A 21,640-nucleotide genomic window follows, 5' to 3' on the forward strand; every position below is an offset into this window, starting at 1 on the left:
GGCAATTGTTTTTTTCACCGTGATCAATGCGCATTTCAGACAAACATTTATATATCGATATCACTTCTGCGCCATCAAGTCGCGCGATGCAGTCGCGCTGGAGATGTGCCCTTTGGGGCGAATCCGTAAACGCCGCATGAGACGGCAGGTGACGACATGGCAAAGAATCATGAAAATTTTGAAGAAAAAGAGCCTTTTGGCGAAGAGGCTGAATCCCCTAAGCTCGTTTCTGGTAAAAGCATTTACCACTACATCGCCGAAGCATGGAACGATCCAGATGAATCGTATGTCAAACAGCTGCAGTTCGAAAGGTTGATCCAGTGGAGACGAGAAGAGAATTTCTGTCGGATTGATTATCCGACAAGACTGGACAGGGCAAGGAAACTTGGTTACAAGGCGAAACAGGGCTATGTGCTTGTCAGAGGCAGAGTGAGAAAAGGTGCACTTCAAAAGAGAAAAATAAGGAAAGGAAGAAGGGCGAAGCGCCGTGGAATCGTGAAGATTACAGCTGGCAAAAGTTTACAGAGAATTGCTGAGGAAAGAGCGGCGAAGAGGTACCCCAACCTGGAGGTTCTCAATTCATACTGGGTCGGGAGTGATGGTAAGCACGAATGGTTCGAAATCATCATGGTCGATCCACATCATCCCGTGATAAAGAGCGACCCAAAAATCAACTGGATATGTGACCCCGTGAATAGGGGAAGAGCGTATCGCGGACTCACTTCAGCTGGCAAGAAAGGAAGAGGGCTCAGACACAAGGGCAGGGGTGCGGAGAAAGTCAGACCATCGATCGGCGCTCATAACAGACAGGGTAAGTAAAATCAAGCGCTGATCTCCCTCAACTTTCTCTCAACTTCTTGATCGTCAAAACCGATCAGCGGGAAAAAGGCAGGAACTGAGAGTTTGACTTTTCTTATCTCTTCCATTTCATCGCTACCATAGCCAAAAACAACAGCTAGTGCCCTGTACTTTCGGACGCATTGCTCGACTTGAGCGGAAGGTTCGACTGTAAGACGTGGGGTCCAGGCCTCCAGAATTTTTACCAGATCTCTCGAATCAGAGAGAACAATCACACGACAACCTCTCTTCATCATGAGCCACGCGGCCACGACATCCCTATCTCGATCAACGATAGCGAGAACCCTTCCCTGAGAACCCAACGGAAGACCCCCAGGACCGGGAATGTATTCGGTGAAGAAGTAGGCTTTGCTTCTACGAATTTCCACAAATATTTCGAGGTCGGGTGATACGAGGTCGACGCTGATCTCCTTTTCTTTGTTTGCCTCGAGAATAGCACTCCCAAGTTCCCTGGCAACATCCATACTACTAAAATCATGAACACCAGTACGTCGCACGCGCAGTGCGAAAGTGCTTCTCCGAGCAAATAGGGGTGCTGAATATTCGACAGCAAATGATCGCATTTCTTCGAGTTTACTGCTGCAACTCATAACAGAACTGATTGATGCGATTCCGAAAATCCTCCTCAATCGCTTGATCGCGCGATCGACATCATGCGTTTCAACGAAAATCCTCCCTCGCTCCCGCTCGATGAGACACTCAATTCCTTCCTTCGCAAAAGAGTCGAGAATGTTGTTGATAAGAATTCGCTCAAACTGGTTTCGGACCGACTCACTCTTGAGGCCGACTTCAGCATAACGAACGAGGAGGAGCGACATCGTGTTGAGATGAAGCACATACGATTATATTTGTGCAGCGTCCGAGAACGTCCAAGGCTGATTCCTTTTATTCTCTTCTTTAAACGGCTGGGCAAGAGTTATCTATCAGACATTGATATGTCGGAAGACTGTTAGGCGGTTATCGATGGAATTGATCGTCTTCATCGGACTGATCGTTTTCGCACTTATCGCAGGGCTTCTTGGGTCGTTGCTAGGTCTAGGCGGAGGCATCATCATCATTCCAGCCCTCACGCTTGTCTTTGGTTATCAGATCCAAGTGGCAATCGGTGCAAGTCTCATCGGCGTCATTGCGACATCGACAGGTGCTGCATCACATTATGTTCAGGAGAAACTAACGAATATCAGACTCGGGATGGTTTTGGAAACGGCAACAACAGTCGGCTCGATTGTCGGCGCTCTCGTTGCCGTTTACGCAAACCAGCATCTTCTCGCGATTGCATTTGGAATTTTTCTTGTTTACGGCGCGATTTACATGATCCACAGGCCAGAGCGTCTAGCGCCGCCAGCTCCCGTTGAAGGTGAACGAAAATCTTTCAGAATTAGAGGGAATTTTTTTGATCGCAAACTGAACAAAGAGGTTACATACGAAGTGAAAAATCTCGATCGAGGGTTAGTGGCGAGCGCTGGCGCTGGCATTATGTCCGGTCTTCTTGGTGTTGGTGGAGGCTTGGTCAAGGTTCCTGCAATGAACATTTGGATGGGCGTTCCGATGAAAGCAGCAACTGCAACGAGTAATTTCATGATTGGTGTCACCGCCCTCGCGGGTGCGCTGGTCTATTACGGCTATGGTTTCCTATCGCCACTTGTTAGTGCAATCGTCGCAGTTGGCGTCTTCTTTGGAGCAACTATAGGATCGCGAATTGCTTACCTAGCTACTGGCACTGGTCTAAGAAAATTCTTCGCAGTCGTGATGATCGCGATTGCGATTCTCATGTTCCTTCGCGGCATGGGAATCTTGCCGACGGGGTGAGAAATCGATGGAAGAAAAGGAAAAACTGGATTGGTATGTGAGACTAGTTCTATTCAGTGGCATGATCCTCAGCGTTTCACTGCTGATTATCGGTCTCGTCGCTTTCTTCCTCTCACCCCCCGGCTGGAGTGATATCGCGATACCAATCGATCGGATCCCAGGCGAAATAGTGAAGGGAAACCCTGTCGCGATTTTGAATCTTGGCATCGTCCTACTCATCGCAACGCCGCTGATGAGGGTCATAATAGCTTTTGCTGTTTTCCTGTCGGAAAAGGACTTTCGCTACGCTGGTATTTCATTATTTATTTTGCTGATCATTGGGATTGCGGTATTGATTGGTGCGGAGTGATTTCATCGTTTCAAAGTTCTATATGAATCGTACAAACGAGACATGATCCTTCGTCAAGAACTTCTTTCCAAAGAATGGCTAGTCACTTGTTCGACGATGTTTTAAAATTCATTGAGAAAGTTCGAGACCATAAAAAGAATTAACCAAAAGGATACAACTGGAAGGAAATAGAAGAAGATGGCAATGTCCGGGTGCTTCGATTAGCCATTAAAACAGGGATGAAAGAAAAGTTGGTTTGATGAGTTCAGTAGTCGATCCTGAGATCTCTGATTGCTGAAAGGAACAATGTTAAATAGAAACCAGCGTATCCCCGTCATATCTTGATAGGGCGCAAATCTTTCCTCATCGTTCTTTCGCGATTCGCTTCGGCCGGACTCGCGTTCGTGGGTCTGTACTTCATGACGAGGTATTATGCGCCCGATGTTTACGGCAGCATCGCGTGGACTCTTTCATTTGTTAACACATTCAATGCAGTAGCCGATCTTGGCTTCAACGCTGCACACATTAAACGCGTGTCAGAGGGGAAGGACATCCACGACTGCCTAAGTACATTCCTTGTTGTAAAGACCCTCTTGACAAGTATTATGGTATTGACGATCATCGCATCAGTGCTTCTTTGGTCCTCGTTTTCTGGCGAACGATTTTCACAATCGACCCTCGAACTGATCATGCTCTTCATTCTCTATTCGGTCTTCTACGATTTGGCTTCGATTGCCACCACGACGTTCGATGGCCGAGTCGAAACTGCGAAAACACAGATCTCTGTAATAACGGATCCGCTGGTCAGAATTCCACTTATTGCGATTATTTCGATCAGCAGGCTCGATGCCACCTACCTCGCCTACGCGTACGTTCTCGGCGGGCTGACAGTTGCAGTCGTCAGCCTCACAATTCTTATGAAAGGACGATATCGATTTGTTAAACCGACACTTTTCAAATCCTACATCAAATTTGCTTTCCCAATTGCGCTGATTTCAATCATGGGAGCGATATCTGCCAACGCAGACAAACTCTTGATCGGATTGTTCTGGAGCGATGCCGATGTCGGATTTTATTCTGCTAGCCAGTCAACTCTCGGTCTTTTCAGCGTGATCGGCGTTGCTGTGTCGACGATTACCTTCCCGACCTTTTCAAAGATGCACCGGGCAGGCAATCTCATCGAAGTAAGAAAAAAGACAAGGATGGCAGAGAGATACATTTCAATGATCGCGATTCCTATCGTCGTTGTCGTTCTTTTATTCCCGTCCGAAATCGCATTAATTCTCTTTGCCGAGAAGTTCGCCGATGCGAGCGGGCCTCTAAGATTCCTATCGATATCCATGCTACTTGGATTGTTAAATGGTGTGTACGCAAGCCAGATTAACGCCGTCGATCGACCTGATATCACGGCAAAACTGACCCTTTTGTCGCTCTCTGTCAATCTCACAATGCTTTTAATTTTCGTGCCACCGAGTATAAATGGCATCACTATGCTTGGATTGGGAGCGACCGGGGCCGCGATTGCGAACGTGGTGACTGTCAGCACAGTATTTATCGCGACGAGACTTGTTGTGAGAAGACTAACGAACACGCGATCGAATCCCCGCATTCTTCTACATGTCGTTGCTGGGATTATCACGGGCTGCGTGCTATATTTTGTAAATTTTGTTTGGCCAATGGTGAGATGGTACGATCTCATCGGATATGGGATCGTATCGTTTGGTGTATTTCTGATAATTCTCTATTTGCTGAGAGAGTTGACAAAAGATGACATCAATTACTTCCTGAGTGTCGTGAGTCCTGGCGGGATGAAGGAATATCTTAAATCGGAGCTGCGCAAGAAAAATCAATAATCATCGAACATCGATTTTTTAACGGAGGAGTATGCGTGAATAAGACGGAATTTCATCGATTCCCAGTTATATTCCTTTTCCGCCGCTATGCGACCGTTCGCACCGAGCTTCTTACGGACAGCGGGATCCCTCAACGTATTGATCGCTCTGAGGAAATTCTGTTCAGACCATTCGATGACAAGACCGCATGAATATTTCTTAACAATCTCCCCTGTCAATGTGCCCTCCGATGCGATGACAGGCACACCTAGGGCCATCGCCTCAAACAACCTGTTAGGGGTCCCGATCTTGTTGTTCTTGTTTTTGGGGTCTAAAAGGCATAAGGCGATATCAGCGTTTTTCAGTTCGTCTAGCAGTTGCTTACGTGGTAAATATCCGAGAAATTCGACATTAGAAAACCCTTGAGATATCTTTTCGAGATGATCAGCCAAACGACCAGATCCAGCGATTCTCAAAATAAAAGCCTGGGAAGAAATTGCGAGCGTAGCGACTTCGATCAAATACCTCAGTGGTTCCAAGCTCCCGCCATAAAAAACAACGATTTTTTCACGTTCTCTTGACCGCTGTCCAATGTCGTTAGGAAAATCGCGCAAATCGATGCAATTCATCACGATCACTGGTTCAACGCGAGAAGAATCACGAAGGATCTCCGCGATTTTCTCATTGGCGGCAATGATAACATCTGCTTTGTCAACGAGCGATTTTTCAAATGAATTAAGGAAGTTTGATAAAAAACGTGGAACATCTTCGAAAACCATACTCGCATAATGCTCGTGAGCATCGTAAACGAGTGGAATACCTTTGAGTTTTGAAACGATCACACCCTGAAAGAGTGTATCGAGATCGTGGGAATGAACGATGTCGCAATTCGTTCTCAATGCTCTGAGAATCATCTTCACCATGAAGAATGGGAAATTGAAAATGAATGATCTAACATCTTCAACTGACAGCGTCCTGATTCTTTCAACCTCGATCCTATTAGGAGATTCATTCATTACCCGGCTGCAGTTGCGATCCCAGCAGATTACTTTCACTCTATATCCTTCGCCCGAGAGGGTGAGCGCTTCCTTCTCGACTCTCGGATCTGGCCTGTATTCGTTTGAGAGGAGCATCAGAACGGTTTTCTCGGCTGGAACCTTTTTTTTACACATAAGTGTCAATGGTTTTCCCTTCGATCATCGACTGCTTCGCTTTCTCGATCATCTCGACCGTCTTCACGCCCACGATTCCACTATTCATCGTCTCGGTATGCGGATCACCAATGGATTTAATGAAATGCAAGAGTTCGGTCCTGATCGTATTATTCCTCTCGATTCCAAGTTTGTACCAGTATCCGCTCTCATAGACCGTCACTTCCTGGGCGACTGCGTCGATAACGCAGCAACGCCTCTCCCCAACGATCTCGATCTGCCTCACCTTTTTCGGTGCCAGCCAGCTTAGTGAGGCGCTTGCAATCTCACCGGAAGGCAGTTCGGAAATGATGTATGCCGTTTCCTCCATCTCTTTCCTTCTGAACGGGCGGCCAACGCAAGTAATCTTCTTTGGCCAGACACCTAACAAAAAGTTGATAATGTCGAAATAATGAGGTGCCAAATCAACAATGACGTCCCTGTCAGGATAAGGAGGCTCGAAGTTCACCCAGAAGAGATTCATGAAGAAAATACGACCGAAGAATCTCTCGCCAATGAGTCTTTTCACTTCCAGCAATGCGTTGTTGAAACGATAAATATGACCGACGGAGAGCGTTAAATTCCTCTCCTCTGCGATCTCAACGAGCTTCTGGCCTTCTACAGAGGTCATGGTCATCGGTTTTTCTACAAGGACGTGCTTGCCAGCCTCAAGGGCGTCTCTACAAACCTGGTAGTGGAGAGCGTTAGGCACGCAGACGTTAACGGCGATGATCGAACTATCGGCGAGTAATTCATGATAATCCTGAGTCAATATCTCGACACCATACCGCTCCCTGCAATACTCCAGATTTCTCTCGTCGATATCGGCGACGCCCCGAACTCTTACCCCCGGTATCCCGCTGTATTCGTCGACAATCTTCCGCCCCCAGTATCCCACACCGATGACTCCGACGTCAAATCGTCTCATCTTCCTGAGCCTCCGTAGAAATTGAAGATTTCCTGGCATACATACCTGACATCATTAAAGGAAAGAGTAGGGAACATCGGAAGAGATAGAAGATTTTTTGAAAGGGCTTCACTAACGGGGAACATCCCTGGTGCATGGCCAAAAGTCTCAACATAGATCGGCTGAAGATGGATCGGGACAGGATAGTGGATTCCGCATTCGACCCCTTTAGACTCAAGGTATTTTGCCAATTCATCCCTTTTCTCACACCGTATCACGAAGAGATGGAAAACAGGGTGCACATCGGTGGTGCCCATCGGCGGGAGTCTGATCTGCGGCAAATCCTCGAGTTGTTTTGCGTAGTATTTTGCTATGGTTCTTCTCTTCTCATTCCATTCGTCCAGATATTTTAATTGCACGAGACCAATCGCCGCATTAATCGTATTAAGGCGCGCGGTAAAACCGAAGACATCGTGAAGATACCGAGAGATGCGCCCACAATCCCGCAGTTTGGCGATCGCCTTTGCCAGGGAATCATCATTAGTTGTCACCATTCCTCCGTCTCCTCCCACGGTCATGTTCTTCGAAGAGTAAAAAGAGAAGCAGCCGACATCTCCGATTGAGCCTACTTTTTTCCCTCTGAAGACAGCGCCATGCGCCTGAGCGGCATCTTCCACAATCTTCAGTTCTCTCGATCGTGCAATCTCATGAATCTCGTCCATCTGACATGGATATCCAAAAAGATGAACTGGAAGGATCGTCGAGGTTTTTTCAGAAATCCTTTTGGGGATCTCGATAGGGTTGATGTTGAAGTCTTGGTCCGAAACATCGGCGAATCTTGGGATTCCACCAGCATGAACAACCGCGTTCGCAGTCGCGATGAAAGAGAGGGGTGTGGTGATGACCTCCTGATTCTTAATGTTAAGTGCGAGAAGCGCAAGTGTGAGCGCAGCGGTTCCCGAGGAAACTGAAATCGCATGGTCGGTTCCGATGTACCTAGCAAATGCTTCCTCAAAGCGATAAACACTCTCTCCAAGGACGAGTCTTTCGTTTCTCAGCGCATTGGCCGCCGCATCGATCATTTCATCTGTGATCACTGGCCTGCTTAATGGTATCTTATTCGTCGAGCTCACCCCCATGACGATCTTCCAGTTTTCTTACCACTCTCGCTGGATTTCCAACGACAAGCGTATTCGGCGGAACGTCTTTAGTAACAACGGCCCCCGCACCAACCATCGCGTTCTCGCCAATGGTGACTCCGCAAATAATCACAGCACCAGCTCCTATCGATGCACCGCGTTTGACAAGCGTCGGAATAATTTTCCATTCGCCAACCGCTCTAGGACGAATATCGTTTGTGAAAATAGCATGGGGCCCGATGAAGACTTCGTCCTCGATTACGACACCTGAAGGAATGAAAGAAAAGGCCTCAATCTTGCATCTGTCCCCGATTCTCACGCCTCGTTGAATCTCAACAAATGCAGCGATCTTGCAGTCGCGACCGATCGTGCAGCCGTAAAGATTCACGAATTCTCTTACGATTGTTCCTTCCCCAATCGTGCAATCCTCTATTGAATAATACTTGGCCAAGAGCTTCATTTTCATCAACCAACGCAATCTGGGCATTAATAATTTATTGTCGATCCATGCGACCAGAGTCTTTGAGAATTATTAGCAACGGTCAAATACAACCTGTCATCAAATCAATGATTATTAGATTTCATCGAAATTGTGATAAGCTTCTGAGAGGTTATCCAGCGATAGATGCTTGTCAGCGTTGTTCTTAATGTTATGAACGAAGAAAGGAACATATCCGATCTTCTGGATAGCCTCGTCATTCAAGAAATGCCAGTCGAAATCATCGTTGTGGACGCGAACAGTAGGGATAGAACACGAGATATCGTGAAGGCGTACGCCGAAAGGTATCCTTTCATCAAGCTTTACGTAAAATGGGGGACGAGAGGGGAGAGTACAAATTACGGAATTTCGAAGGCAACTGGCGAAATCATCGCGTTCACTGGAGGTGATTGTATTGTTAACCCTTTCTGGGTCAAGGAGCTCAGAAAAACGATTGCGGAAGGAGCCGATATCGTTGCAGGAAGGACAATTAATCTGGGACCTGAAGCTTGGGAGGATTTAGAACGTGTTGAATTGTATCATAGGGGATTTGATGTTTCCTTTCCCAGTTGCAATATGGCATTTCGCAGGGAAGTTCTCGAGAAGGTCGGCGGATTTGATCCCTGGTTCATCACGGCAGAGGACATTGATCTGAATTACAGAGCTGTTGAAGCAGGATATTCAATTAAATACAACCCCAATGCGATCGTCTATCACAGGACAAAAGGCACGATCTACAAGTTTTTCAGACAGGCTTTTTGGAACGGCGTTGGGAGAAAGCAACTTACCTTCAAGCACGGCAGACTCTGGAGTTCCTATGATCCGATTAAAATGTTCAAACAAAGGGTCAACGCATGGTCGTTGCTGCGACTCACCTGCGCACTCATGGGTTATGTCGGATTCAAGTTCTTTGGCGATAAGGGACCATATAAAAGGAAATGAGAAGTAATCGCCTTCGCGAACATCGAAAATGAAAACTTATTTTTAATGAAAAGACGAATCACAGTCTGGGGGGCTTAACTGAAGGTTTCAATTATCATCCCGACAATGAACGAAGAAGAATCAATTGGCAAGGTCATTGATGCCGTCCACGAAGCGATGAGAAACACAGAGTATCAATATGAGATCCTTGTCGTTGATACAAATTCGCGAGACAGAACAAGAGAAATTGCTTGGGAAAAAGGGGCGATCGTAATCGACGAGCCCCGAAGAGGATATGGTAGGGCCTACAAGACAGGTTTTCAGATGGCGAAAGGTGATATTCTTGTGACACTTGACGCCGACTGCTCATATCCCGCAGAAATGATTCCCCGACTCATTGAAACGCTTTCTCAGGAGAACGTTGAATTCATCACGACGAACCGGTTTGGTAAGATGGAAAGAAAGGCGATGAGTTTTAAGCACCGAGTTGGAAACTGGATTCTGACAGTCACAACAAACATTCTTTTCGGAATCCGAGTTAGGGACTCACAATCCGGTATGTGGGTTTTCAGAAAGGAGTGTTTGAGTAGGATGAATCTGATCAGCGACGGCATGCCTTTTTCCGAGGAAATCAAGATCGAGGCGTTTAAGAAAGCCCGCGCGATGGAACTACCTATCGAATACAGGAAAAGGATAGGAAAGGTTAAACTTTCATCGTGGAAAGATGGTTGGCAGAACCTTTCGTTTCTACTTAAAAAGCGGTTCTCAATGCACTAATCCCTCTCATCATTGCTCTTCTCTGATAAATATGCCTTTGCAATCTCAATGCTTTTCTTCAGCGTTTCTCTTGCACGCATGCTGTAAAAACATGCGGCTGGATGATACGTCGGGATGACCAGTGACTTTGTGTCTCCGATTACCACTTGCAAAATGCCATTCGCCTCTTCGTCCAGTTTCACTTCCCGACCGAGCAGATCGAGGCACGCAGTTCGGCCCATCGCGACAATAATCTTCTTCCCGATCAGTTCTTCCAAAAGAAAGGGAAGACATGCGCTCATTTCATCCTTCTTAGGCCTCCTGTTATGGGGCGGCCTACACTTCACAACGTTCGTAATCAAAACATCTTTCCTCGAAAGTCCAACTTCTTCCATAAGACGGTCGAGTATCTTGCCAGCTCTGCCAACGAAAGGCCTACCAATTTTGTCCTCATTCTCTCCTGGTGCTTCTCCCAGAAAGCATATTGGCGAATTCATATTACCATCCGGTGGAACAACCTGGGTTCGAGAAGACGACAGACGGCAGCGTCGGCAATGGGGGTCAAAATGCATGCTGTTTCCCCAGCAAATCAGTCGAACTCAGAAGTGGTATGAGTTCGACATTCATCGACTTCAGATAATCTCTCCCCCCTTCTTCTCTGTCGACGACCGCAACAACAAAATCAACAACCGCTCCGCTCTCTCTTAGTAGCATGACTGCTTCCGCAGCCGAACGTGCGGACGTGACGACATCCTCAATGACAAGAACGCGATCGCCCATTTCAACGGATCCTTCGATCATTTTTCCCGTACCGTGATCCTTCTTTTCTTTCCGAACCATGACAAAAGGAATGCCTGTTTTGAGAGAGAGCGCAACTGCAAGAGGAATCGAGCCAAGCACCACACCCGCGATCTTATCATATTTAATGTTTCGTTTTGTCAAAACTGACAGCATTCCATCCGCGATAATTGAAAGAACGGATGGGTCTGTGGTCGCCTTTTTGATGTCGATGTAATACCCGCTTTTTCTCCCCGACGCAAGGGTGAAATCTCCGTACATGAGGGCTCCGCAATTCAGCAATGCGTCTTTGACTGCCTGCATGAAATCACCAAGGAACACTCTTCTTACCTAATTTATATCCTATGATATTCACGATCCTGTGAAGAATCGGAACGGCAATAATCAATGTAATCAACGATAAAATACGTTCACCGACAATGAAGTTGTTGATGAACCAATCTGGATAAAAGATGACCACGAGGACGATCGACCCTACAAGAAAGTCATATTGATCGAGTACTGGCGCCTTCGCACCTCTTTCAATGCCAAGGCGTCGTTTAATGAACGACCCTCCCATATCGCCGAGCAGAGAACCAAATGACAGCACAAAAATGATCCCAAAACCTCTTGAACAAGATTCAAACCCCCAGAGATCCTGGGGATCAAAACTGAATGCGATCATCAACATGATAATGCCTAAAGATAACCCCGCTGAGACGCCACCAATGAGACCGAGCCACGTTTTACCATCACCGAGAATTCTCTTTCCACGAGAACTCTTGCCAAAATCGATGGGGGGTCCGCCACCAAAGATCACGGCGGCGGGATTAGGAATCAAAGAAGGTAGCATCAACCAGAGGCCGCTTAAAGCGACATGCAACAAATCCATCGGCCCGTTTATTCTGAAGTATTGGTATGAACTTTTCGCATCTTCGTCTTTTCACTTGAAACCCTTCCCTCCTTCTCTCTTTCCTCAAAAAAACGAAGTACATCGCCGAGGGCATCTTGTGTAAGCTCAAGTTCGATGCGATCGGAAAACTGCTTTGCTCTTCGATCGAGAATAATGGCAACGCCGATATCTGTGTCCGTTCTGATCAACCTCCCGATGGCCTGAAGCATCCGGCGGTATGCAGGCGCCCTTACCGTGTATTCCCACCCCCGACCAAATTTCATTTCATAATAATGGAGGAGAGCCCTCTGTTTAGCGGTTGGCTTGGGATAAGGAATACCTACGATAAATGCGAGTTCAAGTTCCCGATCTGGAAAATCAAGACCTTCGCTAACCCTTCCGCCCACAACCGCGAAAAGTACGGCACCCTGCTCTGCGCCTTCCCTGAACCGCGTCACTGTTTCCATCAAGTCGCTTTGGCTCATACCACGCTCCTCGATGTGAACCTTCCGTTTAATTCGATACAGGATTCCGTCTGAGAGAAAGCGCTGCAAAAGATTGAAAGAGGGAAAGAAGACAACGGTATTCCGTCTTACCCCGTTGCAAATGTTGACGATATAATCCTCAATCTTCTCCACGATCTCTTGGTCCTGCGCTAGATCTTCGTATTTCGTCGTCACATCATCGACAAAAAAAATCCTACGGTTTCTTTTGGGAAAGGGTGATGGAAACGACTTCATTGGTGAACTCGAAGGAAGACCAAGCGAATCCCTATATTCAATCAGAGGGGAGAGCGTACCGGACATATGCACAGAAGCGGCGCAGTCGAGGAGAGGGGCAGCCGCAATTGACGGATCGAGACAATAGCTCTCAAATGATGGGTTATCGCCACCGAGGATGAGTTTCACATAGTAACGCTCCTCAATGTTCATCCAGAAATTGAGAAAAGCGCCGAGCGAGAAGATATAGGATCTTGGTAATCTCCCCGCTTCCTTTTTTCTTTCCCTGATGATCTCTCCTTGTACCATCAACTCTCTTGTTGCCAATTCTAGCATCTTTGATGTGAGAGTGAAGGCGTGCAATAGACGCTCCTCAAGGAAATTCGTCGGCAACAATCCATCCTCATCGAGAAGATATTCTTCGACCGCTGAATCGAGGGCTTCGTCCATCGCTGACACGATGTCAAGGATGCTAACTCCGTCGAGAATCTCGAGGTTCCCAAACTCATTTACCTCCTTTTCCACATGACGCAGCGCCTTCCTCGATAGATTCAGCGTCTTCACTTCTCTCGCATAATCTGGAAGGTTATGAGCTTCATCGACAATGACAACCAGATCCGAAATTGGCACGGACATCCAATCGAGAAGCGTGTCCCTAATGAATTGAACGAAGAAGTATGCATAAGGCGCCGTTACAACTGTCGCTTTTGAAGCTAGCTCTTTTGCGAGTTCGTACGGACAGATACCCCTTCTATCACAATAATCCACAAATTCCTCCACGGTTGGAATCTCAGAGAACACATATCTTTCGATTTCATCGAAAGCCATAGCGATCGTTTGTTCGTAGAACCTGCACCCGCCTTCGAGTTCATCAATTGTGCGCCTCTTCTTTTCTGTACAGAGCCTTGAAAGTTCCTCTGGCGTACCAGACCTCAGCTCTGGATCTCGTCGCGCAAGCGGGCAGGTACTTTGCCTTCCCTGGAGGCCAAGTCCGTAAACAGAGCGTATCTCGTTGATCCGCCTAAGCTCTTTCAACACCTGTTGCTGCTGAGAATTTGTCCGCGTTAAATACAGAATCTTCTTCCCGCTATCAAGCGATGCGCTCAAGCAACCTACAAGCGCACATATCGTTTTTCCGGTCCCCGTGCCAGATTCGATGATAATATGCTGTTTACTCCTTACCGCAGCGGCAATATCTTCGACCATTTCACGCTGGCCTGGTCTCGGACGATACGGGAAAAGATTCATTTCATTCATAAGATCTGAGAGCCAAACAATACTCTTTCGGAGAGGTCATCGAAATTGCTGATCTATTGAGTGATTTCAAAAACCAAACTCCTCGAATCCAAGATCACTAATTACTCAATTTCTTTGCCAAACATCATCTGGAATTTCATCGTAAACCGAGTCGGCTTCGTTATCGAGATGCTTACTCGACCCATTCATTTCAAGCAATTCAAGTATCCTTTCTTTCCTGAAAAGCCAGTAATGGATCCTCCATTCTCTTCCGTCATATAGCGTTGTTTCTTCCCGTTCAGTTGTCAAAATGCCTGTATCCTCGAGCATGTAAAACGCATCCCTATCTTCAGGCTCAAGAATATTATCGATAATCCGTTCACTGTATCCGAAGAAATTCATAATGTGAGTGGCCATCGCCTTCGCTTGATCTTCAGGCATGCCATTCCTGTCGATGCTATTCCTAATCGCCTTAGCCAAGTCATCAACCGTAAATGTTGATGACTTACCGTTATTGCCGTTGTTAGGTGACATGACAGGTCCGCTCCGTACGAAGTTAACGAGTTCTGAGAACTTTCTACGAATCAGAAGGTTGATTGAAATTTAGAGATTCTCTATTTAAACATTTTGCGAGCGCCATCCTTTGAAAAGGGGTTATTTTTACTAATATGGAACAAGATTAGCTAAATCATGAAAAAAATCATCAGTTTTTTGTATCTCTATATTCCTATCAAAATCTGAGAAATTATGATCGCCGAATTCAGTATTGTTCCGATAGGAAAGGGAGAAAGTCTGAGTGGGTTCGTGGCCGAATGCATCAAAATTGTGAAGGAAAGCGGCGTCAAGTATCAGCTCACACCGATGTGCACAATCCTCGAGGGCGAATACGATGAGGTCATGGAAGTTATCAAGAAATGCCACATGAAGATCATGAGCATGTGCGATCGGGCACTGACATCCATCAAAATCGACGATAGGAAAGGACGAAAAGACGCGATGACTGAAAAAGTGAAAAGTGTTAAAGAAAAGATCGGATGAATACGTTCAGTCAAACATATACGAATGTTTGTGTGAGCGATGCGTTCTTGACTCTCCACGTGGCTTCGACATCCCCCTCTATATAATATCAGCGTAGTCCTTCGAAGTCTTTCTCGATCGACTCGACGATGCGTTGTGCAACATTCCTATCCCCGTATTGCGTCGTTCTCGACGACCTGGGCCTAGCATTGCGAATTGCGCGAAGAATTTTTTCCTCGTTGGCACCAACAAGCACATTCCACCCGTCTTTGACCGTCTCCACCCATTCAGTTTCTTCCCTCATGGTAACACATGGAACACCGAAATAGTATGCTTCTTTTTGAACCCCACCGGAATCCGTGACAATCGTCCTCGCGTATTTCTCAAGAGATGTAAATGCGATGAAATTCAGCGGAGGCAAAATCTTCACATTTCCAGATGAGATAATCAAATCTTCTAAACCCCATAATCTAATACTCCTTGCTGTTCTCGGATGGAGTGGCAATAAAACCTCAATTCCGCATTTCGCGAGTGCCTTGATGATCACCTCAAGTCTCTCCTTCACATCTGCATTCTCTTGCCGGTGTATCGTTGCGAGAATGTAATTGTTCTCAGTAACCCCGAAATTCTGAAGGAATGACTTCGAGAGCTTCTGTTCAACGTCCATCAGGCATTGGATCATCGTATCTCCGACGACGTGAACCCTATTGACAATACCTTCTCGAGCAAGATTCTGTGCAGCAGTATCGCTTGGACACAGAAATATTGAGGAGATATGATCGGTGATGACCCTATTAACCTCCTCAGGCATCTTCATATTGAAAGAACGTAAGCCCGCTTCCACGTGTGCGATCGGAATCAATAATTTCGCAGCAGCGAGGGCGCCAGCGAGTGTTGAATTCGTATCCCCATAAACGATCACGAGATCTGGTTTCTCCTTAAGGAGGACTTCCTCGATCGCCATGAGCATTCTCCCAGTCTGGTTGGCGTGACTTCCTGAGCCGATTCCTAGATTGTAGTCAGGATCGGGAATGCTGAGCTCCTCAAAGAAGACCTTGCTCATTTCGTAGTCGTAATGCTGCCCGGTATGGATCAGCAGATGTTCATGCCTTTTCGAGATTTCATCCTGAAGTGGCGCGATCTTGATGAATTGAGGACGCGCACCAATGATCGAGGCGATTTTCATTGAAGGTAAAAATGAACGTCGTTGTAATACATTTTCCGACGTCGAGCGTTTGAATTCCATTGTCGATCAGAAAATCATGTATTCCTTCGGCTTCAGCTTACTTAATGCAATAAACCTGACCTCGTGGAATTCCCCGAGTTGTTTGATCTCGTTGAGGATCTCCGCTGGCACTGGATCATCGACTGTGAGCAACATGAGTGCCCGACCCCCTCTGCTCTCGCGCCCGACGCCCATCCTCGCAATATTAATTCCCCTGCTGCCAAGAATCGTGCCGACCTTCCCGATTACACCAGGAACATCGCTATGCGTGGTCATGATGAAATCACCCTCTAGCGGAAGGTCGACATCGAACGCGTCAATACCTAGGAGCCTCGGTTCATTCGTCGGAAATGTAGTACCACGCACTTCCCGTTTGACGCCGTCCGAATGAATCCTCACACTGATTGTGTTGAAATACTGGGATGTTTCTTCCACTCTCGACTCGATGACCTGGATACCTTTCTCTTTCGCAATCACCTGCGCGTTAATGATATTCGTGTTTTCGCCGGTGATATTCGATAGAACGCCGATCAATGCAGAGATCGTCAACATTTTCGTATCAAGTGTTGCGAGTTCGCCTGAGTACGAGACTTCAATTCTTCTTATTGGCCCGTCAACCAGCTGGAATGCGAATGCGCCGAGTTTCTCTGCAACAGAGATGAATGGGATGACCTTCTGGTCGAGTCGACCAATTGGCGCGTTGACGGCATTCGTGATCTTGTGTTCCGTTAAAAAGAGCTTCACATGCTCCGCCATTTCGAGTGAAACTCTTTCTTGCGCCTCCCTTGTTGACGCTCCAAGATGTGGTGTCGTGACGATATTTGGCAATTCAAGAAGTTTTGAACCGATCGGCGGCTCCTTCTCGAAGACATCGAGTGCCGCACCAGCGATCCTCTTCGTTTTCAGCGCTTCATAAAGAGCTTCCTCGTCGACAATACCCCCTCTTGCGCAGTTGACGAGCAGCGCTGTCGGTTTCATCAGATTGATCTGATCCTTGCCGATCAGATGATAAGTTGACGGCGTCAATGGTGCATGGATCGTCACGATATCGGCTTCTTCAAGCGCTTTCTCGAGCGGTAATAGCCGAACGCCAACCTTCACCGCGGTTTCAGGTGAGATGAAGGGATCATATCCGATCAATCTCATCTGGAATGCCTTCGCGCGCTTCGCAACCTCCGCTCCGACCCGACCAAGGCCAATAATCGCCAGAGTCTTTCCACTGAGCTCAATGCCCGTGAACTTGCTCCTCTCCCATTTTCCGCTCTTCAACGAGGCGTCGGCCCACACGATATTTCTCGCGAGTACCAGAATCATTGCCATTGTGTGTTCAGCTGCCGAGATGATGTTGGCGGACGGGGTATTCATGACAAGAATGCCTTTCATTGTCGCGTACTCAACATCGACATTATCGACACCGACACCCGCACGACCGATAACTTTGAGATTCTTGCCCGCATCGATTACATCCCTTGTGATCTTAGTGCCGCTTCTGATAATGATACCATCATATTCATGTATGATTTTAATCAGCTCTTCGTGGCTGATATTCGGTCTAATATCGACCTCTACACTTGAATCTCGGCGCAGTATTTCAAGCCCCTCTTTCGAAATCTCATCCGTAACGAGTATCTTCATGTCAACGCCTCCAGTACTTCATCCATCGCTTTCAGAAGTTCCTCAATTTCCTTTACAGTAAGATCACCCATGTGTCCGATCCGGAAAGTTGAATCTTTGATTTTCCCATAGCCAGGCGAGATCTCGAAACCTTTCTTCTTGAGTTCCTCCTGCAATTGATCGAATTTAACATTTCCCTTTGAGATCACGGTGATCGTGTCCGATCTGTATCCCTCCTCAGCGAAAAGAGAGAGCCGCTTCGCAGCCCATGACCTCACGGCCTCTGCCATCGCCTTGTGTCGCTCATATCTCTGTTTCATCCCTTCCCTCAGAATTCTTTCAAGCTGGAAATCAAGAGCGTACATTAAAGAAATCGGCGGAGTCGTGACGGGCAAATTCTTGTCAGCAAACTTTTTCATTTCCAGTAAATCGAAATAGTAACCCCTGTTCTCCACGCTTCTTGCCTTTTCCAGCAACCTCTCGCTCACGCAGATTATGGCAAGGCCAGGCGGAAGTGCGAGTGCTTTCTGCGTCCCGAACACAATCGCATCCGCGTCGAGAGACCTCAATTTGAGATCGATACCAAACGCGGCGGTCACCGCATCGATAAAAATGAGAGGATCACATTTCGAGCGAATCGCATTAATGATTTCATCAAGGGGGTTGAAAACGCCAGTTGAGCTTTCATTGGCAACGATAGTCACCGCCTCGACGTCCTCTTGCAGAGTGTTTCCCACATAATCGCCTCTGGTCGCTTTACCCCAAGGTATCTCAATTTTCTGCACCGTTTTCCCATTTAATGAGCCGATCGATTGCCAGCGTTCCCCAAAGGCACCGTTTGATATGCCAGCCATCTTCTTGCTAACACCGCACCTCACACATGATTCGAGAAGACCGGTCGATGACGATGGCGCTATTAATACATCCATATCCACATCCAGCGCCTTGCGAATCTTCTCAACGATGCTTTCCTGAAGATGTTCGTAATCCTTACCTCGATGCACAATCATTGGCTTTGTCATCGCTTCCAGAACTTCTCGTCGAACCTCGACAGGGCCTACAGTAAACAACTTACGATACACGGACACCCCCCAGAATTCTCCGCACGACGCTCAGGACCGCACGGGGAAAGCGGAGGGCATCCGTGATGCTCCTCCACATCCACATCCCGATCCAGAGCTGATCGACCAGCAACCGCAAGAATTCATTCGAAAACTCAAAATCCCCATGCTTGGCGAGTCTCTGCTGCGCGCTGTCGAGATCAAGTCGATTCTTGAAATGCCAAGCATGACACTTAATAACATTGCGATGCCTGTATGGAAAATGTCCTGATATAAAACTTACTGTAAGGAATTGGTCATTGAAGGGGATAATTCAGAGATACAGTTGATGAGCAAAGCGCCATCAAATGTTCCAAACAGGTTGGATAACATTTGATCACAAATGAGATCGATCGAATTGGATATGGGGAATAAAATTAACTGAACAAACACACGATCCCACCAGGCTTTGAGAATAGTATTGCATTGACCAGCAATTGTAGAAGGTTATTATAGCTGCTGAGTGAATTCGGAAGCTAAATGAGTGCAAGAAGGATTTGCGTCGTCGGGTTGGGCTACGTTGGCCTACCATTGGCATGCTTGTTCGCTGATAGAGGGTACGAAACAATCGGATTGGAAAAGGATCGGAAAAAAGTAGAATTAATCAATCAAGGCATTTGTCCGTTACGAGGAAAAGAGCCTGGTTTAAAGGAGATTCTTTTGAATGTTGTCAAGAAGGGAAAACTGATCGCAACATCTGATCCAGAGATTTGCTCACAGGCCGATGCCATCTTCATTTGCGTGGATGCTCCAATAAACGAACTCCAGAAACCCATTTTGACATTTCTCGAAAGTGCAGTGACGGAAGTAGGGAAAAGACTGAGAAAAGGTACGCTAGTTGCGGTGGAGTCGACGCTTCCTCCTGGAACGATGGATAATTTCGTGATTCCGCTTCTTGAAAGCGTTAGCGGGCTGCGGGCAGGCAATGATTTCCACGTCGTTTATTCCCCAGAAAGAATTCTGCCCGGCAATGTTGTAGAGAGTTTGAAGAAGAATGCAAGAATTATTGGTTACCATGATGATAAGTCGCTCTCACTGGCCCGCGAAATTTATTCGGCGATCATCGAGGCTCCAATTTATCAGACAGATATCCTCACGGCTGAAATCGTCAAGACTGTCGAGAACGCCTATAGAGATGTCCAGATAGCGTTCGCGAATGAGGTTGCACTGGCCTGTGAAGAGCTCGGAGCAGATGTTTTTGAGGTAAGAAGACTTGTCAACACCTCACCTTTCAGGGATATGCATTTGCCCGGATCTGGAGTCGGTGGCCACTGCCTAACTAAAGATCCGTGGCTATTCGCGAGTTCAATCACTCGCCGATCGCTTCCGTTGATTTCGACTGCGAGGGCGATCAACGATTCAATGCCGAAACATCTCGCCGCGCTGGCGATCGAGGCGCTCTGCGAAGCTGGAATAGAGATATCGAAATCGAAAATATCGGTACTCGGTCTCGCTTTCAGGAAAGATATTGGAGACACGAGAAATTCCCCCGCGCTCGTTGTGATCGACATACTTCGTAAAGATACAAAAATCATTGTCCACGATCCTTACGCCGAACCGCCGATCGATATCGCATTTACGAGGGACATCAACGAAGCACTAAGAGATTCAGACTGTGCCATCTTTGTCACAGATCATAGCGATTATTACACGATCGATCTGCAAGAATTGGCCAAGCTCATGCGCACAAAGATTATCGTGGATGGGCGCAATCTGTTCGATGCGAAGAAATGTAGAGAAGAAGGTTTCATCTATCGAGGAATCGGCAAGGGTCGGTGATCAGTAGATCGATTCGACGATCCCGATCGCCTCATCAACATCCTCTTCCGTAATACCATAATGAGTGACGAATCGTACAATGGTGCCGCCGAAATCGGCGGCAAGCAATCCCTTTTCCTTCGCTTTCATGACGAATTCCGCTGATGTCATGTTTAAGGATGAGACATCAAGCAGCACGATGTTCGTCTGAACCCTTTTCATGTCGACCTTCAATGAGCCAATCTGATTAAGTCCTCTGGCCAATTTTTTTGCGTTATCATGGTCTTCTTTCAAGCGGTCAACCATCTTCGTCAGAGCGATGATGCCTGGTGCGGCAAGTACACCAGCTTGCCGCATCCCGCCGCCGAGCATCTTCCTCACTTTCCTTGCCTTCTCAATGAATTCTTTGTTCCCTACAAGTACTGATCCAACGGGTGCACAAAGACCTTTGGACAGGCAAAAACTGATGCTGTCAACGTGCCTAGCATACTCCTTTACATCAACACCTAAGGCAACGGCGGCGTTGAAGATCCGTGCGCCATCGATATGCACTTTCATTCCAAAATCGTGCGCCACGCTGGCGACCGATTTCACCTCGTCGGGTTTCCATACTGTTCCGCCTGCCCTGTTATGCGTGTTCTCGATCTCAACAAGCGTTGAGGGTGGAAAATGCAGATCATTTCCACGTAAGGCAGCATGAACGTCTTCGCCAGTGAAAACTCCATATTTTCCTCTGATTAAACGAGGAATAACGCCAGCAATCGCCGACATTCCGCCGACTTCATAATAGTAAATATGCGCTTCGGACTCAACAAGCATTTCATCGCCGCGATGGCAGTGAGTCATCACAGCGATGAGGTTACTCTGCGTGCCACTGGGCGTAAACAACGCTGCCTCCATGCCGAATTTCTCAGCTGCGAGCTGCTCTAATCTGTTGACGGTTGGATCTTCCCTCGTAACATCGTCGCCGAGCTCAGCATCGAGAATACTCAAAAGCATTTCTTTTGTCGGAAGCGTTACCGTATCGCTTCGCAAATCAATGATTCGCATGCTTTCACAACCCCAAGTACGATAAGTTCATTAA

General features: G+C 47.1%; 22 protein-coding genes. 8 read left to right on the plus strand and 14 right to left on the minus strand.

Annotated features, from left to right (window positions below; all coding sequences use genetic code 11):
* Positions 1 to 156: 156 nt before the first annotated feature.
* On the plus strand, positions 157 to 819 hold the full coding sequence (locus H5T41_05275) for a 50S ribosomal protein L15e (GenBank protein MBC7108182.1): 663 nt from the start codon (positions 157 to 159) through the stop codon (positions 817 to 819).
* 2 nt (positions 820 to 821) lie between these two features.
* Here the strand turns inward: H5T41_05275 and H5T41_05280 are convergent, their stop codons facing one another.
* On the minus strand, positions 822 to 1,676 hold the full coding sequence (locus H5T41_05280) for a hypothetical protein (GenBank protein MBC7108183.1): 855 nt from the start codon (positions 1,674 to 1,676) through the stop codon (positions 822 to 824).
* 145 nt (positions 1,677 to 1,821) lie between these two features.
* Between H5T41_05280 and H5T41_05285 the strand changes: the two genes are divergently transcribed.
* The 3 genes from H5T41_05285 (at position 1,822) to H5T41_05295 (ending at position 4,848) form a co-directional block, all read left to right on the plus strand.
* On the plus strand, positions 1,822 to 2,667 hold the full coding sequence (locus H5T41_05285) for a sulfite exporter TauE/SafE family protein (GenBank protein MBC7108184.1): 846 nt from the start codon (positions 1,822 to 1,824) through the stop codon (positions 2,665 to 2,667).
* 7 nt (positions 2,668 to 2,674) lie between these two features.
* A complete protein-coding gene (locus H5T41_05290) occupies positions 2,675 to 3,016 on the plus strand; it encodes a DUF1634 domain-containing protein (GenBank protein ID MBC7108185.1) in 342 nt (113 codons plus the stop codon).
* A gap of 320 nt (positions 3,017 to 3,336) precedes the next feature.
* The gene (locus H5T41_05295) at positions 3,337 to 4,848 is read left to right on the plus strand and encodes a flippase (protein ID MBC7108186.1); all 1,512 of its coding nucleotides are present in this window, start codon (positions 3,337 to 3,339) and stop codon (positions 4,846 to 4,848) included.
* Here H5T41_05295 and H5T41_05300 read toward each other — a convergent pair.
* The 4 genes from H5T41_05300 to H5T41_05315 are packed head-to-tail and all read right to left on the minus strand — an operon-like array spanning position 4,842 to position 8,529.
* Positions 4,842 to 5,999: a glycosyltransferase family 4 protein gene (locus H5T41_05300; GenBank protein ID MBC7108187.1), complete on the minus strand. Its 1,158-nt coding sequence runs from the start codon at positions 5,997 to 5,999 to the stop codon at positions 4,842 to 4,844. The two genes, H5T41_05295 and H5T41_05300, sit on opposite strands and share 7 nt — an antisense overlap.
* Positions 5,992 to 6,945, minus strand: coding sequence for a Gfo/Idh/MocA family oxidoreductase (locus H5T41_05305; protein MBC7108188.1), 954 nt, complete (start codon positions 6,943 to 6,945; stop codon positions 5,992 to 5,994). The genes H5T41_05300 and H5T41_05305 overlap by 8 nt, the downstream gene beginning before the upstream one ends.
* Positions 6,942 to 8,063 (minus strand): DegT/DnrJ/EryC1/StrS family aminotransferase, encoded by a 1,122-nt coding sequence (locus H5T41_05310; protein ID MBC7108189.1) that lies wholly within the window; start codon positions 8,061 to 8,063, stop codon positions 6,942 to 6,944. Before H5T41_05310 ends, H5T41_05305 begins: the two co-directional genes overlap by 4 nt.
* Entirely contained in the window at positions 8,041 to 8,529 is a 489-nt protein-coding gene (locus H5T41_05315; GenBank protein MBC7108190.1) for an N-acetyltransferase, read from the minus strand. Before H5T41_05315 ends, H5T41_05310 begins: the two co-directional genes overlap by 23 nt.
* A gap of 159 nt (positions 8,530 to 8,688) precedes the next feature.
* On the opposite strand from H5T41_05315, the gene H5T41_05320 reads away from it, so the two are divergent.
* A complete protein-coding gene (locus H5T41_05320; protein MBC7108191.1) occupies positions 8,689 to 9,483 on the plus strand; it encodes a glycosyltransferase in 795 nt (264 codons plus the stop codon).
* Between the two features lie 78 nt (positions 9,484 to 9,561).
* Entirely contained in the window at positions 9,562 to 10,239 is a 678-nt protein-coding gene (locus H5T41_05325) for a glycosyltransferase family 2 protein (GenBank protein ID MBC7108192.1), read from the plus strand.
* Here the strand turns inward: H5T41_05325 and H5T41_05330 are convergent.
* The 5 genes from H5T41_05330 to H5T41_05350 all read right to left on the minus strand — a co-directional run bounded on the left by H5T41_05330 (position 10,236) and on the right by H5T41_05350 (position 14,376).
* On the minus strand, positions 10,236 to 10,790 hold the full coding sequence (locus H5T41_05330; protein MBC7108193.1) for a uracil-DNA glycosylase: 555 nt from the start codon (positions 10,788 to 10,790) through the stop codon (positions 10,236 to 10,238). The genes H5T41_05325 and H5T41_05330 overlap by 4 nt on opposite strands.
* Positions 10,780 to 11,319, minus strand: coding sequence for an orotate phosphoribosyltransferase (locus H5T41_05335; protein ID MBC7108194.1), 540 nt, complete (start codon positions 11,317 to 11,319; stop codon positions 10,780 to 10,782). Before H5T41_05335 ends, H5T41_05330 begins: the two co-directional genes overlap by 11 nt.
* 4 nt (positions 11,320 to 11,323) lie before the next feature.
* A complete protein-coding gene (locus tag H5T41_05340; protein ID MBC7108195.1) occupies positions 11,324 to 11,887 on the minus strand; it encodes a CDP-2,3-bis-(O-geranylgeranyl)-sn-glycerol synthase in 564 nt (187 codons plus the stop codon).
* Positions 11,888 to 11,895: 8 nt separating this feature from the next.
* Positions 11,896 to 13,854 carry an ATP-dependent DNA helicase gene (locus H5T41_05345; protein ID MBC7108196.1) on the minus strand — a complete coding sequence of 653 codons (1,959 nt, stop codon included), beginning with the start codon at positions 13,852 to 13,854 and terminating at the stop codon, positions 11,896 to 11,898.
* A gap of 114 nt (positions 13,855 to 13,968) precedes the next feature.
* Complete coding sequence (locus H5T41_05350; GenBank protein MBC7108197.1) at positions 13,969 to 14,376, minus strand: hypothetical protein; 408 nt, start codon at positions 14,374 to 14,376, stop codon at positions 13,969 to 13,971.
* Between the two features lie 210 nt (positions 14,377 to 14,586).
* Here H5T41_05350 and H5T41_05355 point away from each other — a divergent pair, with 210 nt between their 5' ends.
* Positions 14,587 to 14,880: an MTH1187 family thiamine-binding protein gene (locus H5T41_05355; GenBank protein ID MBC7108198.1), complete on the plus strand. Its 294-nt coding sequence runs from the start codon at positions 14,587 to 14,589 to the stop codon at positions 14,878 to 14,880.
* An 88-nt stretch (positions 14,881 to 14,968) separates the two neighbouring features.
* Here H5T41_05355 and wecB read toward each other — a convergent pair whose 3' ends face one another.
* The 3 genes from wecB to H5T41_05370 form a co-directional block, all read right to left on the minus strand.
* Positions 14,969 to 16,045 carry a UDP-N-acetylglucosamine 2-epimerase (non-hydrolyzing) gene (wecB, locus tag H5T41_05360; protein MBC7108199.1) on the minus strand — a complete coding sequence of 359 codons (1,077 nt, stop codon included), beginning with the start codon at positions 16,043 to 16,045 and terminating at the stop codon, positions 14,969 to 14,971.
* Positions 16,046 to 16,111: 66 nt separating this feature from the next.
* Entirely contained in the window at positions 16,112 to 17,719 is a 1,608-nt protein-coding gene (locus tag H5T41_05365) for a phosphoglycerate dehydrogenase (GenBank protein ID MBC7108200.1), read from the minus strand.
* On the minus strand, positions 17,716 to 18,786 hold the full coding sequence (locus H5T41_05370; protein MBC7108201.1) for an alanine--glyoxylate aminotransferase family protein: 1,071 nt from the start codon (positions 18,784 to 18,786) through the stop codon (positions 17,716 to 17,718). The genes H5T41_05365 and H5T41_05370 overlap by 4 nt, the downstream gene beginning before the upstream one ends.
* A 492-nt stretch (positions 18,787 to 19,278) precedes the next feature.
* On the opposite strand from H5T41_05370, the gene H5T41_05375 reads away from it, so the two are divergent.
* Positions 19,279 to 20,577 carry a nucleotide sugar dehydrogenase gene (locus H5T41_05375; GenBank protein MBC7108202.1) on the plus strand — a complete coding sequence of 433 codons (1,299 nt, stop codon included), beginning with the start codon at positions 19,279 to 19,281 and terminating at the stop codon, positions 20,575 to 20,577.
* On the opposite strand, the gene ltaE is transcribed toward H5T41_05375, so the two are convergent.
* Positions 20,578 to 21,606, minus strand: coding sequence for a low-specificity L-threonine aldolase (ltaE, locus tag H5T41_05380; protein ID MBC7108203.1), 1,029 nt, complete (start codon positions 21,604 to 21,606; stop codon positions 20,578 to 20,580).
* Positions 21,607 to 21,640: the final 34 nt, after the last annotated feature.

The sequence above is a fragment of the Methanomassiliicoccales archaeon genome (assembly GCA_014361295.1).
Classification (GTDB): domain Archaea; phylum Thermoplasmatota; class Thermoplasmata; order Methanomassiliicoccales; family JACIVX01; genus JACIVX01.